The 15,159-nt window shown below is 65.1% G+C and carries 14 protein-coding genes; 3 read left to right on the top strand and 11 right to left on the bottom strand.

Annotated features, from left to right (window positions below; translation table 11 throughout):
* Positions 1–10 precede the first annotated feature (10 nt).
* The 8 genes from K318_RS0112815 to K318_RS0112780 form a co-directional block, all read right to left on the bottom strand.
* Positions 11–1,552 (bottom strand): tripartite tricarboxylate transporter permease, encoded by a 1,542-nt coding sequence (locus tag K318_RS0112815; protein ID WP_029089774.1) that lies wholly within the window; start codon positions 1,550–1,552, stop codon positions 11–13.
* The gene (locus K318_RS0112810) at positions 1,549–2,007 is read right to left on the bottom strand and encodes a tripartite tricarboxylate transporter TctB family protein (protein WP_029089773.1); all 459 of its coding nucleotides are present in this window, start codon (positions 2,005–2,007) and stop codon (positions 1,549–1,551) included. The genes K318_RS0112815 and K318_RS0112810 overlap by 4 nt, the downstream gene beginning before the upstream one ends.
* Before the next feature lie 110 nt (positions 2,008–2,117).
* On the bottom strand, positions 2,118–3,089 hold the full coding sequence (locus K318_RS0112805; protein WP_281170703.1) for a tripartite tricarboxylate transporter substrate binding protein: 972 nt from the start codon (positions 3,087–3,089) through the stop codon (positions 2,118–2,120).
* A gap of 203 nt (positions 3,090–3,292) precedes the next feature.
* Positions 3,293–4,462 carry a zinc-binding dehydrogenase gene (locus K318_RS21755; RefSeq protein ID WP_051297974.1) on the bottom strand — a complete coding sequence of 390 codons (1,170 nt, stop codon included), beginning with the start codon at positions 4,460–4,462 and terminating at the stop codon, positions 3,293–3,295.
* Positions 4,463–4,505: 43 nt separating this feature from the next.
* Positions 4,506–6,020: an aldehyde dehydrogenase gene (locus K318_RS0112795; RefSeq protein WP_051297973.1), complete on the bottom strand. Its 1,515-nt coding sequence runs from the start codon at positions 6,018–6,020 to the stop codon at positions 4,506–4,508.
* Positions 6,021–6,430: 410 nt separating this feature from the next.
* Positions 6,431–7,534, bottom strand: coding sequence for a zinc-binding dehydrogenase (locus tag K318_RS0112790; protein ID WP_029089770.1), 1,104 nt, complete (start codon positions 7,532–7,534; stop codon positions 6,431–6,433).
* Positions 7,535–7,633: 99 nt separating this feature from the next.
* Positions 7,634–9,322 carry a thiamine pyrophosphate-binding protein gene (locus tag K318_RS21750; RefSeq protein ID WP_035281906.1) on the bottom strand — a complete coding sequence of 563 codons (1,689 nt, stop codon included), beginning with the start codon at positions 9,320–9,322 and terminating at the stop codon, positions 7,634–7,636.
* 216 nt (positions 9,323–9,538) lie between these two features.
* Positions 9,539–9,982 (bottom strand): Lrp/AsnC family transcriptional regulator, encoded by a 444-nt coding sequence (locus tag K318_RS0112780; protein ID WP_035281904.1) that lies wholly within the window; start codon positions 9,980–9,982, stop codon positions 9,539–9,541.
* Positions 9,983–10,053: 71 nt separating this feature from the next.
* Between K318_RS0112780 and K318_RS0112775 the strand changes: the two genes are divergently transcribed.
* The 3 genes from K318_RS0112775 to K318_RS0112765 all read left to right on the top strand — a co-directional run bounded on the left by K318_RS0112775 (position 10,054) and on the right by K318_RS0112765 (position 12,005).
* Positions 10,054–10,782 (top strand): AzlC family ABC transporter permease, encoded by a 729-nt coding sequence (locus tag K318_RS0112775; protein WP_211233330.1) that lies wholly within the window; start codon positions 10,054–10,056, stop codon positions 10,780–10,782.
* The gene (locus K318_RS0112770; RefSeq protein ID WP_029089767.1) at positions 10,775–11,110 is read left to right on the top strand and encodes a branched-chain amino acid transporter permease; all 336 of its coding nucleotides are present in this window, start codon (positions 10,775–10,777) and stop codon (positions 11,108–11,110) included. Before K318_RS0112775 ends, K318_RS0112770 begins: the two co-directional genes overlap by 8 nt.
* Positions 11,111–11,204: 94 nt before the next feature.
* On the top strand, positions 11,205–12,005 hold the full coding sequence (locus K318_RS0112765) for an alpha/beta fold hydrolase (protein WP_029089766.1): 801 nt from the start codon (positions 11,205–11,207) through the stop codon (positions 12,003–12,005).
* Between the two features lie 99 nt (positions 12,006–12,104).
* Here K318_RS0112765 and K318_RS0112760 read toward each other — a convergent pair whose 3' ends face one another.
* The 3 genes from K318_RS0112760 to K318_RS0112750 are packed head-to-tail and all read right to left on the bottom strand — an operon-like array spanning position 12,105 to position 15,156.
* Positions 12,105–13,412 (bottom strand): TRAP transporter large permease, encoded by a 1,308-nt coding sequence (locus K318_RS0112760; RefSeq protein ID WP_029089765.1) that lies wholly within the window; start codon positions 13,410–13,412, stop codon positions 12,105–12,107.
* A 2-nt stretch (positions 13,413–13,414) separates the two neighbouring features.
* Positions 13,415–14,038: a TRAP transporter small permease gene (locus K318_RS21745; protein WP_084500174.1), complete on the bottom strand. Its 624-nt coding sequence runs from the start codon at positions 14,036–14,038 to the stop codon at positions 13,415–13,417.
* Positions 14,038–15,156: a TRAP transporter substrate-binding protein gene (locus K318_RS0112750; protein WP_245579903.1), complete on the bottom strand. Its 1,119-nt coding sequence runs from the start codon at positions 15,154–15,156 to the stop codon at positions 14,038–14,040. The genes K318_RS21745 and K318_RS0112750 overlap by 1 nt, the downstream gene beginning before the upstream one ends.
* Between the last annotated feature and the right edge of the window lie 3 nt (positions 15,157–15,159).

Genomic DNA, 15,159 nt, shown 5'->3' with positions numbered 1-15,159 from the left:
AGACGTCACGTCAGTCGCACTCTGCACCGACGGATCGCTTGCGTGAAGCGAGCAGTCGACGGAGCATTCTCAACAGCATCGGCGCGAACAGCAGAAGAAGCGTTGCGATCACCAGCGCTGCGCTGATCGGCCGGGTGAAGAACTGGAAAAGATCCCATTCCGTCTTGATGACGCTCTGCATGAAATTGCGTTCGACGATCGGGCCGAGCACCAGACCCAGCACCACAGGAGCCAGCGGTGCGCCCCATCTCTCCAGCGCAAAGCCCACCACACCGAAGCCCAGGATCAGCAGCACCTCGAAGTTGCTGCTGTTCACCGCATAAGAGCCCACGATGCACACGGCGATGATCACAGACGTCAAGATCTCGCGTGGTATCCGCAGCACGTTGTGGCTCAGTCGAATCAGCAGATAGCCCAGCGGCAGCAGCACGAGGATGGAGATGAGGAATACGAAGTAGATCGAGTACAGCGTCGAAACGTCGCCGGTGAACAGCTGAGGACCAGGGATGATCCCTTTGACGAGAAGCACGCCCAGCAGGATCGCCGTGATCGTGTCACCGGGTATTCCGAAGGCGAGGGTGGGAATGAACGCGGAACTCAACCCCGCATTGTTCGCACTGCTCGCACCGACGATCGGCCGGGTCAGATCATCGAGCTCCGCCGCATCGCCGACCGTGTTCGCACGCACTCTCCTTCGACCGCGCTTGGTGAAGGCATAGGCGATCCAGGCGGCGATGTCCGCCCCTGCACCAGGAAGCGCCCCCACGAACGAACCCACCGCACTCCCGGTTCCGAGCGCTCTCTTGTGCCGCCACAGCGCTGACACGGTCTCCCGTGCGAATCCCTTCCCCTGAAAGCCCGGGATCCGGTGCGTCCCGGTACCGCCGACGATTCCGCGGAGTATCTCCGCGACCCCGAACAGACCGATCATCGCGGGGATGAAGTTGATGCCCCTGAGAAGCTCGTCCTCACCGAACGTGAACCGGGGGACTCCCATGGAGATGTCAAGACCCACTGTGGAGAGGAGAAGTCCGAGCATCAGTGCGACAGCCCCTTTTACCTGGCTGCCGGAGGAGACGATGACCGACGCAGTCAGGCCCAGCACCGCCACCCAGAAGTACTCGTACGACGTGAAGTTCATCGCGAGCTTGCCGAGGAGCGGCGCCAGGACGATGAGCGCAAAGATTCCGGCGATGCCGCCAATCACTGACGACGTCAAGGACAGGCCCAACGCCAGTGGGCCCTTCCCTCTCTGCGTGAGTGCATAGGCGTCGTTCGTGTATGCGGCGCTGGAAGGGGTCCCCGGTATGCGCAGCAGCGCTCCGGGAACGTCTCCGGCGAAGATCGCCATGGCCGACATCGAGATGATGGAAGCAATCGCCGGAATCGGCTCGAGGAAGAAGGCGAAGGGCACCATGAGCGCCGTCGCCAGGGTCGCAGTGAGTCCCGGCAGCGAGCCGACGACGAGACCGAATGCTCCGGCGACGACGACCACCATAAGAGTGGCAGGATCCAGTACGGTCTGGACGGCGATGGAAAGATTCTCGATCACCAGCTGAACACCCCTTGGGGAAGCCGCACGAGAAGCATGTGGACAAAGAACAGCCACAAGCCACCTGCAGTCACGACTCCGGTGACCGCCGACCGCACCCACGAGCCACCGAACACCTTGGTGATCGCGAAGACGATGGCGGACATCGTGAGCAGGAAGCCGAAGAGCTCCACCGTCAGGGCGTAGATCGCGATCGCTCCGAGAACGAGCCCGATCCGCAACCACGCCGAGGACGTGATCGTATGCACTTCACCCTCGCCCAGCGCACTCTCCGGCGAAACGACGCCTTCGCCATCGGCTGCTGATCGCAGGCGGAAGCCCCTGAGGAGGAGCACCATTCCCGCCACCGCCATCACTGCGCCGGCGATTCCGGGGAACAGCCCCGGTCCCGGGGCGCCGTCGCCCAGCGTAGGCAGACCGATCGAATACATCAGGACCGCAATTCCGATGATCACCGCGCAGGCCCCCAGCCATCGGTCACCGTGGCGGTCACTGTTCGCCGAGTCCCCAGCACTCTGGGCACCGGAGCCCTCAACGCCTGGAGACCGAGAATCCGCGGTCTCACTCATGATGTGAGCCCCGCCTCTTCCAGGATCGTGCCCTTTGCCTCATCGTCCTCCCGCAGGAATGTGCTGAAGTCCTCGGTGGATCGGTAGTTGATCAGCAGCCCCGAACTGTCCATGAACTCGATGAAGTCATCACTTTCAACCACCTGGGCCACTGTGCAGTCCAGCTCCTGGACGACTTCCTCAGCCATGCCCTCGGGGCCCAGGAGTCCCCGCCACACCGTCATCTCGTAGTCGATTCCCACCGCTTCCTCTACGGTGGGCACATCCGGGAAGTTCGGGTCCCGCTCATCGGCCATGACGGCGAGTGCCCTGACATCCCCCGAGTCGTGCAGGGTGCGCCCCTCGGCGAGGCTCGCCGTCACGACGTCCACGCCTCCTGCGACCACCTCCTGCAGTGCCGGAGCGGCTCCGTCCGAGGGCACCCACCGGATCGCATCTGCCGGCAGATCTGCGCTCATGAGGAAACCGAGCAGCGCAGCATGCCAGATCCCTCCCTGGCCCACCCCGGACGCCACCAGGCCACCGGGATCGGACTCAACATCGTCGAGGAGGTCCTGCAGCGTGTCCCACTCCGCGTCCGCTGCGACGGTGATCCCTGCGGGGTCGGCATTCACTTGGGCGACCGGGCTGAGATCATCGGGAGTGATGTCGCTCAGTCCCAGCCAGTGGAGCATACCGAGGTCGGAGACCGCCATGACGAGAGTCTGTCCGTCCGGTGCTTGGCTCGCGACTCTCTGGTAGCCGATGGCTCCGCCTCCACCAGGTTGATTCAGGACGTTCACCTGCGTGCCGAGTCGCTCCGCCATACCCTCGGCGAGAATGCGCGACACGGAGTCCGTGCCACCGCCCGCGGCATAGGGGACGACCAGCTCGATCGGACCGATGGGAAAATCCGGTGCCACATCGCAGTCCCCCGCGGCACTCGTCCCGCTCTCGTCACTACCGGCGACAGCGCTGCATCCTGACATGCTGAGCACTCCGGCCACGGCAGCGGCAGCCGCGAGAGCCAATCGTGGCTGCCGTGCGACCCCTCGGGATCGACGGGTATTCATCGGCATTTCGATCGAGTGGAAAGTCATGGCTCTCTGCCCTTCAGAAGGAGCGGTCGTCCTTGACCGCTGATATCGGATTCGCTGACTTCGGCGCGGGAGGAGTCGCACCGGCATCACGATCATTCGAGCGAGACATCTGCCTGGTCATGCACATCGGTCGACAGAGTCGGGAGGATGATCGGCTTGATCTCTTCGAAGCGCTGCATCCTCTCCATCGCTTCGTTGGCCTGGTCGAGGTGGTAGCGGCCCGTGATCATGGCACCGAAATCGAAGCGTTCGCGGTGGATCCGCATGAATTCCAAAGCCCGCCAGTACTGTGCGGCCTCACCTGACCATGAGCCCAGTATCGTGAGGTGCCTTCGCGTGATCGTCACCGGTGTGATCGTCACCTCCTGCGGGCCCATCTGTCCGGTGACCACATAGCGGCCGCCGTCGCGGATGAGATCGAGGCCCTCTGCGAAGGCCGTGCGTGCACCGGAGAACTCCATGACGATGTCCGCACCCGCGCCCCCCGTGAGGTCTTGCACGATCTGCGCCCGCTCTTCTGCAGTCGGGTGCTCCCCGACGGAGATCGTCGATGTCGCGCCCCACCGGCGGGCCAGCGCCAGACGGGACTCCGGGTCTCCGATGACGATGATCTGATTCGCACCGGCCACACTCGCCATCGCAGTCGCGAACAGTCCGAGCGGCCCCGAACCCTGGATGACGACGTTCTCCCACGGCTCGATCGTCCCGAGCCGCTGAAACGAGGTGACGACAGATCGCAGCGCGCAGCTGGCCGCTGTCGCCCACTCCGTGTCCACCTCATCGGGTACGCGGATCCGCCCGGATGTGGGGAATACGTAGCAGTACTCGGCGAATCCGCCCGTGAGGTACGGTTCCCTCGCGCAGCTCGTGAACGCGTACATGATGCGTTCCCTGCACAGCCCCGGCTGCTTCGTGACGGTGCAGTGGAAGCAGCGACCGCATGCGGAGTGGGTGAAGACGATGCGGTCGCCCAGCGCGAGCTCCTGCCCCGCAGAATCCCGCTCAGCGTCCTCGCCGAAGCGCACGATGCGCCCCACCATCTCGTGTCCCGGGATGATCGGCAGCTCGATCGGCTGGCTCGCGGCTGCGGACCCGTCGGCCACATGGACGTCCGTCCCGCAGATGCCGGCAGCCTCGATCTTCACGATGAGAGCACCGGCAGGCGGTTCGGGTATGGGGACCTCCCGGATCTCCAGGGGCTTGCCGAACTCCGTCACCACTGCGGCGCGGCTGGTCGTCGGAATGTCCGGAGTCGCTGTCATGTCGTTCTCCTTATCGAGTACGTGTCTTGCGTGCGGTGGCGACTCAGCCCATGACGAAGGGGTCACGCGATTCCCCGGAGAGGTTGATCCACACACCCTTCGTCTCCGTGTACTCGCGGATCGCCTCCAGTCCGTTCTCCCGTCCCGTGCCGCTCATGCCGTAGCCCCCGAACGGCATGTTGTAGGTGAGCATGCGGTAGCAGTTGACCCAGACGCTTCCCGCTCTGATCGCATGAGCCACCCGGTGGGCGCGCTTGACGTCCGAGGTCCACACACCGGCCCCCAGCCCGAATCGGGTGTCATTCGCGATCGCGACTGCCTCCTCCTCCGTGTCGAAGGGGATGACGGTGAGGACGGGCCCGAAGATCTCTTCCCGGGCGATCTCGTGATCGCTGCTCGCGCCCGTGACGATCGTGGGTTCGTAGAAGTAGCCCCGAGCCAGGGCGGCGTCTTCCGGTCGCCGCCCTCCGCTCAGCACTGTCAGCCCATCAGCGCGCGCACGATCGACGAAGCCCTCCACCTTCGCCAGCTGCTCAGCGGTGGCGCACGGGCCCATCTCCGTCTCCGGCGCCGCCGGGTCTCCCAGCACGATGGTGCGAGCACGGGCGACGACCTTCTCCAGCAGAGCCTCGTGCACCGACCTGTGGACCAGCAGCCGGCTGCCGGCGATGCAAGTCTGTCCCGTGGCTGCGAAGATGCCCGCCAGCACACCGCTGGTCGCCGCTTCCAGATCTGCATCGCCGAAGACGATGTTGGGCGATTTGCCGCCCAGCTCGAGAGTCACCCTGGCGACGTGGTCCGCGGCGGATCTCATGACCTGCACGCCGGCTTCCGTCGACCCGGTGAACGCCACCTTCGCGACATCCGGGTGCGATGCGATACGCGCACCCACTTCTCGCCCGCCGGTCACCACGTTGAAGACGCCGGGAGGGAAACCCGCCTCCTCGAAGAGCCGGGCGAACTCGAGGGTGGAGACCGGGGTCTGCTCCGACGGCTTGACGACGACGGTGCATCCGGCAGCGAGCGCAGGGGCGACCTTGAAGCTCATGAGGAGGAGGGGACTATTCCACGGCAGGATCGCTCCCACCACTCCCACAGGCTCATGGCGGGTATAGGTGAAGAGATCCGGCTTGGTCGCCGGCGGCGTGGCACCTTCGAGCTTGTCCGCAAGGCCGCCGAAATAGTCATACCAGTCGGGCAGAGAGTCGAGCTGCCCAGACGTCTCACGCAGCAGCTTGCCATTGTCCCTCGACTCGATCCTCGCCAGCTCTGGGCCTCGCTCGCGGAGAAGGTCTGCGAGCCGACGCATGAGTCCTCCGCGCCGGGTCGCCGTCAGGGAACCCCACTGACCCGTCAACGCCGCCGAGGCCGCGGCAACGGCCGCATCGACGTCACCGGGGCGGCCGTCGGGAACCATCGCCCAGGCCTCTCCCGTGTACGGGTTGACGGTGGTGAGCCGCGCTCCGGTTTCGGTATCGCACCAGTCGCCGCCGATCAGCATCTGGTGGGATGGGAGTCCCCGGTCGGCTGGCATATCGGGTGACTGGTCGTCCGCCATGGCTTCTCCGTGATCGTGTGGGCGGGCCCGGATGGGCCTGTGTGCGCAACGTTAGGAATTTCACACTTGAGGGGCATTGGAAGAACCTCCAACATCACACTCACAACGTCGTACGTTCGTCCCATCTCGGAAGCACGGGGGGCCGATGAAGTGACGCACCCGATGATGCGGCTCTTCGGACTCATGGTGGGAGTGACAGGCGCCACAGGCCCGAAGGGCCGCACCATCTGCCGCGCTTGGCCTGGAGCTGCTCAGAATGAGCTTTGAATATCCCTCATATTTCGAATAATCATGCCCCTGGCAACATTCACCATTGCCGAAACACCGAAAGTGAGCGGGTTCCACTGGCGCGTCACCGGCGAGGATGAGCACCCACCCACTGGTGCATCTTCTCAGACACACCTCGAGGCTCAGCTGACGCTCGTGAGAATCGCGCGACCGGTGATGGATCCCGCAGCGAGCGCGCTGTACACCGATTCTGCTTCGGTCAGCGGTCTCCTCAGACTGATGTTGGAGTCGAGGTCGAACTGTTCGGACGCCGCCATATCGAGCAGAAGGGGCATGTCGGTCCGCGGACGGCCGCCATAGGAACCGATGATCCGCACCTGATGCCGGAGCAGATGGGTCAGTGGTATGGAGGCGGCAGCGTCTCCTGACCCGACACCGACCAGTACGGTTGTACCGCCGTCGGCGGTCATCATGAATGCCTGCTCGAGAGTGCGCGGCGTCCCGAGGGCCTCGAAAGCCACATCGACGCCCTTGCCCGAGGTGAGTTCGCGAACCCGCCCCACCGGGTCGCGGTCAGAGACGTCGATGACCTCCGAGGCGTCGAGGCGGCTGGCTGTTTCGAGTTTGTCAGGTCCGATGTCGATGGCAATGATTCGGCTTGCACCGAAGATCTTCGCAAGTTGAATGATGCCCAGGCCCACCCCTCCCGCTGCAACGACGGCAACGGTCTGGCCTGCTCTCAGATCGGCCGCGTGTCGCGCAGCACCATAGGCGGTGAGAAGAGAGCACCCGAGGATGCTGGCAGACTCCAGCGGCACGCTGTCCGGGACCCTGAAGACCGAGGTTGCAGGAATGACCGAGTATTCGGCGAGTCCTGCCGCTGAGAACATGGCAAGTTCCTCGCCGCCCGAACGACGCAGCCGTGTCGTTCCGTCGTAGAGCACCCCCCGTGCACGATTGAGGCCGAAGAATCGTTCGCACAGATTGTCGTCCCCCCTGGCGCACGGACCACACATTCCACACGGCATCACGAAGCTCGCGACCACTCGATCATCCACAGCGAGGTGGTCAACACCCTCGCCCAGCTCCACTACCTGCCCGGCGACCTCATGGCCGAGGACGCACGGATAGGGGAAGGCGTATTCGCCTCTCATCACATGCAGATCGGTATGGCAGGCCCCGCACGCAGCCACTCGAATCAGAACCTCGCCCCGGAGAGGCCTCGGAACGGGAATGCGCTCGACGCTCATCGTCTGGTCGGGGCCATCGACGACGATTGCAGTCATGGTGGAACACATCGTTCTCATCCCCCTCCGCCGCGCCCCGTGTCCGGCGATGTCAGCGCAGCTTCCGACCGCGGACCTGTGTTGTCTCTACGCACCTGGTCATTCGGTATAGCCGTTGTAGCGGTTGCTCAGATCGAGCCAGTCGGCGACCACCTCCTTCGACACGTTGACATCAGCGATGAACAGGCCTTCGGCCCCGTCCTCGAGCCACTCCCGTACCCGTTTGAGGTCATCCATTGTGCGAACCTTCACGCCGTCTCCGCCCACCGCTCTTGCGATGGCGGCGAAGTTCATCTCCGGGAATCGCATGGCCGTCATGTCCAACCCTGCTCCTCGGTCACCGTACTGGTGAACCTCCATCCCGTAGGCGTCGTCATTGATGACGACGACCAGACAGGACCGAGTCTCGCGAACCAGAGTGTCCAGCTCGTTGAGCTCCATCGCGAGACCCCCATCGCCCGTCACAAGGACAGGAAGACGATCTGGATTTCCCGCCGCGACGCCGATCACCGATCCGACGCCCAGACCGATGACCTGCAGCGCCACCCCGGGCAGGATCTTCCCCCGCGTGTCCGGACCGTCGAGATGCCTCGTCGCCCAGGTCATGAAATGGCCGGTGTCCTGGGTGATGGCGCGCTCTCGAGGCAGCATCTCGTTGAGGGCCATCATCACGGCACGGGGGTCGAGCCTGCCATCGGGACCGAAATCGGCTCCGCTGTAGTCATCGTCGCCGGTCAAAGGCCGGTCGATCACTGCCCGCCACCCCGGAAGACTCCCCTCTCCCAGTCCTTCGAGAATCGCGTACGCCGCATCGGCGGCATCTGCGCGGCAGAATCGTGTGACCTGTGGATTGGTCGGCCCCGACACAGTGTCCACCTGGATGATCGTGTGTGCTCCGCTTAGCAGCTGGTTGTATCGCATCTGGTAGAGGTTGAGACTGGCACCCGCCACGAGTACGACATCCGCCTCGCGGGCGAAGTCAGCCGCACGGGGTGAAGCGAAGCCTCCTACGATTCCCAGATCCCACTCCGAGTCGAACAGTCCGCTCGCCGCAACCGAGGTGGCGAACAATGCACCGATCCGATCACCGATCTCTCGCAGACTCGAGCCGGCCTCGGCAACGACTGCGCCCTGCCCGGCCAGGATGAGAGGACGCTGCGCGCTCCTCAGCGCGGCGACGATATCCTGTGCCTGTTCCGCGGTCACCTTCTGCGGGTCTTCAATCTCATGGTCCCGCAGCACTTCCTCCTGAGGAGGCAAGGGCAGACCGATATCATCGCCGGCGCCGGGTTCGACCACAGGACTGTCGACGAGATCGTATGGCAGAGCGACGATGACCGGAACCCTGTCCCGACGCGCAATGGCATATGCCCTGCGAGTGACTGCGCCGGCGTCTGAACGTGAGACCAGCAGCGTCGGGACGTGGAAACCGGCGGCAACAGTGTCCTGATCGAAGTCGATCGCCCTCGGCCCAGTGGTCGGAGCGGCTCCGACGACGATCACCATCGGGATTCGAGCGAAACGCGCCTCGGCGAGTGACGTCAGCATATTCGCGAAGCCCGCGCCGTATGTCGTGGACGCAGTGGGAATCCGGCCCGTCGACAGCTGATAGCCTTCGGCCGCCATCACGGTCGCCGCCTCATGACGGACGTTGACGACTCGGTGACCGTTTGCAGTGAGGGCGGCGACGAGATGGGCGTTGCCATTGCCCATCAGGCTGAAGACCACATCACTGTGGGCGGCGACCACAGCTGCAACTGCCTCCGAGACCGTCGCGGATTGCCTCATACCGTCTCGCTCCCCCTGTGCAGCGGCTTCTCCGCGCTTCTCCGTGATCCTGCGGGCGGGCCCGGACGGGCCTGTTTGCGCAACGTTAGGAATTTCACACTTGAGGGGCATTGGAAGAACCTCCAACATCACACTCACAACGTCGTGCATTCGCCCCTCCCACCCCGCACCCACGGGGACAGATGAAGGGATGCGCCTGAAGTCCAGATGCGGCATTCAGCTCTTGAGGAGCTTCATCGTCTGGTGCGAGTCGACCCGGAAGACCGCCGGCAGCGCGGTGAGCTTCTGCATCTGGAACTGCTCGTACTCTTCCACATCGCGCACCACGATCCGCAGGAAGTAGTCCGGATTCCCGAAGACCTTCCTCGCCTCGACCACCTCGTCGAAGGCCACGACAGCCCGCTCGAACTCCTCGATCGTCTGCGTGTCGGTGCTCCTGACCTCGACGGCCGCGGTGACCTCCAGACGACGCCCCAGCTTCTCGTGATCGATGACAGCACGGTAACCCGCGATCACGCCATCGGCCTCGAGCCGCCGCACCCGGCGCAGGCATGGCGCGGGAGTCAGGCCCACGCTCCGGGCCAGGTCGAGATTGCTCATGCGACCGTCGACCTGCAGCTGACCGATGATTGCGTGATCAAGCGTATCCGGTTCTCTCATATTGCAGATCATGCACTCCCTCAACGCAGATCGGCAACCATCGTTCGCAAGGCGCTTCCTATGATTGTGTTGTGCAAGAATCCATCATCAGCCCTGCCGCGCCAGTTGCCTCGAGCCGCACCCGGGAAGCCCTCGCGGGCGTCCGCATCGCATTGCCTGCCGGCATCGCGATGGCACCCCTGGGCATGGCGCTGGGCGTACTCATCTCACAGTCGGGCCTGCCGTGGTGGACGGCCCCGCTGTTCACCGCCGTGATCTTCGCCGGATCGCTGGAGTTCCTGCTGGTGGGCATGATCGTCGCGGCCGCACCGCTGGCCTCGGTGGCGATGACGACGCTGCTGGTGAACTTCCGCCACGTCTTCTACGCACTCTCGTTCCCGCTCCGGCAGATCCGCTCCCGCGGCCTCCGCATCCTGAGCACATACATCCTGTGCGACGAGGCCTGGGCACTGACCGCGCACCCCCAGGCCCGCACATGGACAGGCGCACGCATCCTCGGCATCCAATCGGTGTTCTATGTGAACTGGGTCGTCAGCGCGACCATCGGTGTGCTCGCCGGTTCCCTCATCCCGCCCAGCGTCATGGGGCTGGACTTCGCGATCACCGCGTTCTTCCTCGTCCTCGGCATCGATGCCTACCGCGTCCGCCGCTCCGTACCGATCCCACTGCTCGCCCTGACCTGTGCGCTGTTCTTCGCCGTATTCGCCGGCGATGCCATGATCCTCCCCGCGATGGGCGTCTTCGTGGCCGTGCTGCTCATCTCGTACGCATGGAAGGGATGGAGGGCCCGCCGTGGATGACGTCCAGTACCTCCTCGCCGTCACCCTGCTCGCCGCCGCGGTGACCTGGGGGCTGCGCGCCCTGCCGTTCGCGCTCCTCGCTCCGCTGCGCAGCAGCAGACTTCTGCCCTACCTCGCAGAGCGCATCCCGGTCGGAGTGATGGTGATCCTCACCGTCTACACCCTCCGGCACGTCGACCTCATCGACGCAAGCAGCGTCACCCCGGCCTTCATCGGAGTGCTCGTCACCATCGCCCTGCACCTCTGGAAGGCGAACATGCTCCTGAGCATCGCCGGTGGCACCGCCGGCTACGCACTCCTCGTCTCCACTCTGTTCAGCGCGCACTGATCCGGGTGCCGCGCCCATCTCCTGCACCAGTCCCGCTCCCGCGGAACGTGCAGAATGAGATGACCACATCCACCGCTGACCCAGGAGGCTTCCTGTGAAGGAAATCGTCTGTCACACAGAAGACGGCTTCCAGCTGGCCGCACAGACCTCGGGACCTGCTGACGGGAAGCCGCTGCTCCTGCTGCAGGGGCAGGCCAACTCACATGTGTGGTGGGATCCGGTGCGCGCGCACTTCGACCGACAGTTCCGCGTGGTCACCTTCGACTACCGGGGAACCGGCCGCAGCCGAGGCCCCATCGGGAAGTGGACGACTGCGGGCTTCGCTGACGACGCACGCAGCGTCCTCGACTGCCTCGGCATCCCCCGCACAGCGGTCTACGGCACCTCCATGGGCGGCAGGATCGCCCAGGTCCTCGCAGCGACCGCCGGCGAGCGCGTCACCGCCCTGGTGCTGGCCTGCACCACTCCAGGAGGACCGCATTCCGTCCCCCAGGCGCCCGAGGTCCAGCAGGAGCTCCGGGCGGCGGGGCCTGAGCAGCGTCACGAGATCCTCCGCGAGCTCTTCTTCTCCCCCTCCCATGTGCGCGGTCCCGAGGACAGCCTCGTCCTTGGCGACGACACCATGAGCGCGAGAGAGCAGGCAGCCCATCGCCGCACGAGTGCCGGCCACGACGCCTGGGACCTCCTACCTCAGACAACCGCACCCACACTGGTCCTCCATGGCGATGACGACAGGATGAATCCCACAGAGAACGCGACCCTCCTGGCCGAGCGGATCCCCGGAGCCCGTCTGGAGATCACCGCAGGCGGAAGACACGGCTTCTTCATCGAGTTCGCCGAGGCGGTGAACCCCCTCGTGAGCGCCCATATATCGGCGCACTCGCATATCGACTGAACAGTTCGCCCACCGCAGAGGCCTGCCTTCCCCGCCAGGGACGGAGAAGGCGTGCCTGCAGTACGACCCGCCGCGGCGTCAGCTTGGCGGCTGCCTCGTTCAGCCGGCGGTGATCGAGGGGAACCAGGTGGCGATCTCGGGGACGAACACCATGAGCACCACGAGCCCGGCCTCGATCCCCAGGTACGGCAGCGCACCGCGGATGATCGCACCGATGTCGAGTTCGGGCACGACGGACTTCATCGCGTAGAGGTTCAGCCCCACCGGTGGGGTGATGACCGCGGTCTCCAGGGCCACGACGAGAATCACCCCCACCCACAGCGGGTCATAGCCCATCGCCTCGAAGATCGGCAGCAGGATCGGCGTGACCACCAGCAGCAGGGAAGCGGCATCGATGAGACAGCCCAGCGCCATCACGAGGATGAGCAGACCGAAGACAACGAGCGGGTCAGGCACCGCGAGCCCACTGATGAACCCGGTGATCGCCTCGGCGGCGCGGACGACCACGAGCATCTGGGAGAACACGAAGGCAGCTCCCACGATGATGAGGAGTCCGGCGGAGATCTTGGTCGTGCCCACAAGGATCCACCTGATGTTCTCCCACGTGAGCGCCCGGTCGAAGACAGCCACGATGAAGATGGCACCCAGCGCACCGAGTGCCGCCGCCTCGGTCGCGGTTGCCAGTCCGGTGTAGATCGAGCCGAGCACGATGACGATGAGAAGGAGGGCAGGAGCGACATCGCGGACGGTCTTCCACCGTTCCGGCCAGGTGATGGCCTCGTCTGTTCGTGGAGCAACCTCAGGTTTGACGACTGCGAGGGTGACGACGAAAAGCGCCATGAGGACGGCCAGGAGCAGGCCGGGGACGAGCCCGCCGGCGAAGAGCGCGCCGATGCTCACTCCGGAGATCGCGGAGTAGAGGATGAACATGAGGCTGGGCGGGATGAGCATCGCCAGCGCCCCGGAGGCGACGACGGCGCCGGTCGCGAAGCTGGGCCGGTAGCCGCGAGCGAGCATCTCCGGCACCGCCATCCGCCCCACCACGGTCACGGCCGAGAGACTGAGTCCGGAGAGTGCGCCGAACACGGTCGAGGAGCCGACCGCGGTCACGCCGAGGCCGCCGGGGAGCTTGCCGAGCCAGGCGTGGGCGAAGCGGAAGATGGCCCGGCCCAGACCGCCCACGGCGAGGATCTCGCCCATGAGGATGTACATGGGGGCAGCGACGAGGGAGTAGCTCTCGAGCTGGGAGACGAAGGCGATGGGGACCTGCTCGAGCCCGCGCCAGCCCTCGAGCAGGAGCAGGCCGAGAAGGCCGGAGGTGCCCAGGGCGATGAAGACGGGCGTGCGCAGGTAGATGAGTGCGAAGAGGACCAGGACGGCCGTGATCACAGCGAGTGCGTCGAGCATGCTCAGGCCTCCCGGTTCTGCTCTGCAGTGGCGGCGGTGCCCGCTGTACCGCTGATTCCCGCCTCGCCCCTGCCCCTCGCCCGTTGGGTCATGAAGCGCAGGAGGGTGGTCAGCGCGGTCAGCAGCAGACCAAGGGTGAGAAGGGCGTAGCCCACCCAGATGGGGATGTTGAAGGTGCCGGCCGTGAGCAGGTTCGCCTGAGCGAAGTGGAGGGTCGTGCGTGCGGCGGCGATGCCGGCGACGAGGCAGAAGCCGAAGGTCGCTGTGAATGTGACCCAGTCGGCGATCGCCTTCCTGCGGGGGGAGAAGCTCCGGTAGAAGAGGTCCATGCCGATGTGCTCGTCACGGGCCTCGAGATCCGGGACGGCGAGGATGACGATGGCGATGAGGCCGACCATCGAGAGGGTGATGGACCATTCCAGGGGCCGGGCGAGGGCGTAGCGCATGACGACGTCGAAGCCCGTGATGAGCATGAGGACGATGACGACGCAGGCTGCGACCCAGCGGCAGGCGGAGGTCACACGGGTCAGCGCGGTGAAGGACCGCGAGACGGCGGATGCGCTCTCTGCGGAAGGCGTGGCAGGTGCGGGACCGGAAGGGGAGGTGGGCTCGGACGCGGTGATCATCATGCCTCCTTCACATAGGTGAGGGCGCGGTCGGCGAGCTCGTCATCGCCGACGGTGGACCTCCACCAGTCCACGACGGAGGCGGTGGCATCGCGGAACCGGTCGGTCTGCGCCTCATCGAGCCGGAGAATCTCGATGCGCGACTCCTCGATGATCGGGATCGATTCCTCTTCCTCGACCCTGAGCATCAGATCGATCCCGTTGGGGACATATTCGGCGGCCGCCTCATGGAGGGCTTCTCTGACCGGTCCGCTCGTGCCCTCGAGCCAGCGGACATTCGCGTAGGCATCCATGCTGTAGCCCCCGAAGTGCCCAGGCACTGCATACCCCAGGACGTCCTCGAGGCCGCGAGAGATCACGGTCCCCGGGTACGCGACCATACCGTCGATCGTGCCGCGTTCCAGCGCCTCATAGAGCTCGCCGGAGGACATCGAGACCGGGGCGGCCCCGAGGGCTTTCACCGTTGCGCCTTCGACATGGCCCGCGGCGCGGATGCGCAGACCCCGCAGATCCTCTGGCCGCTCCACCGGGCGGTCCACCGTGTACAGCCACTGCAGCGTGAACGGCACTGATCCGAGATTGACTATCCCCTTCGGTCTGAGCTGCGTGTTCACGAGCCGTGAGAACTCAGATTCCGGGGCAAGAGCTCGGCTCAGCTGCTCGAAGCCGTCATTGACGAAGGGCAGCTCCGCCGCACCCAGGATGGGGAAGCTCGTAGAGACATAGCTGGAGGTCTGAAAACCCACATCGGTGACCCCGCGCAGCATCCCCGGCACCAGCTGCTCAGCGTTGAGGAGCGCTCCGGAGCCGAAGAAGTCCACCGTCCTGTCGCCGATACCGGCGTCCACCACCGAGTTGAACAGCTCAAGATTGGGAAACACGTCGACGTAGCCCGGTGTGATGTATGTGGCGACGCGCAGCGATCCGTCAGGACGCAGCCCTTCTCTGTCGGCCCCTGGTGCACAGCCGCCGGCGAGCAGGAGCGGGACAGCGGACGCGAGCCCCAGGACCGTGCGCCGTGAGACTGCCGGGTGAGAGACCCGGCTCGATTGTGACAGCTCCGCACACCGAGGTCGGGAAATGTCTGGTGGATGCGTCATGTGATCGTCCTTGAACACAGC

The organism is Brevibacterium album DSM 18261 (assembly GCF_000426445.1).
Taxonomy (GTDB): domain Bacteria; phylum Actinomycetota; class Actinomycetes; order Actinomycetales; family Brevibacteriaceae; genus Brevibacterium; species Brevibacterium album.
Note: the sequence above shows the minus strand (reverse complement) of the source record. Positions and strands in the feature narration are given on the sequence as shown.

Excerpts from the sequence above, each read along its gene's own strand:
- K318_RS0112780 (WP_035281904.1), bottom strand. The coding sequence starts at position 9,982 with ATGAGAGAACCGGATACGCTTGATCACGCAATCATCGGTCAGCTGCAG.
- K318_RS0112790 (WP_029089770.1), bottom strand. The coding sequence starts at position 7,534 with ATGACTGCAATCGTCGTCGATGGCCCCGACCAGACGATGAGCGTCGAG.
- K318_RS21755 (WP_051297974.1), bottom strand. The coding sequence starts at position 4,462 with ATGACAGCGACTCCGGACATTCCGACGACCAGCCGCGCCGCAGTGGTG.
- K318_RS0112795 (WP_051297973.1), bottom strand. The coding sequence starts at position 6,020 with ATGGCGGACGACCAGTCACCCGATATGCCAGCCGACCGGGGACTCCCA.
- K318_RS21750 (WP_035281906.1), bottom strand. The coding sequence starts at position 9,322 with ATGAGGCAATCCGCGACGGTCTCGGAGGCAGTTGCAGCTGTGGTCGCC.
- K318_RS0112760 (WP_029089765.1), bottom strand. The coding sequence starts at position 13,412 with ATGCTCGACGCACTCGCTGTGATCACGGCCGTCCTGGTCCTCTTCGCA.
- K318_RS21745 (WP_084500174.1), bottom strand. The coding sequence starts at position 14,038 with ATGATCACCGCGTCCGAGCCCACCTCCCCTTCCGGTCCCGCACCTGCC.
- K318_RS0112805 (WP_281170703.1), bottom strand. The coding sequence starts at position 3,089 with ATGTCAGGATGCAGCGCTGTCGCCGGTAGTGACGAGAGCGGGACGAGT.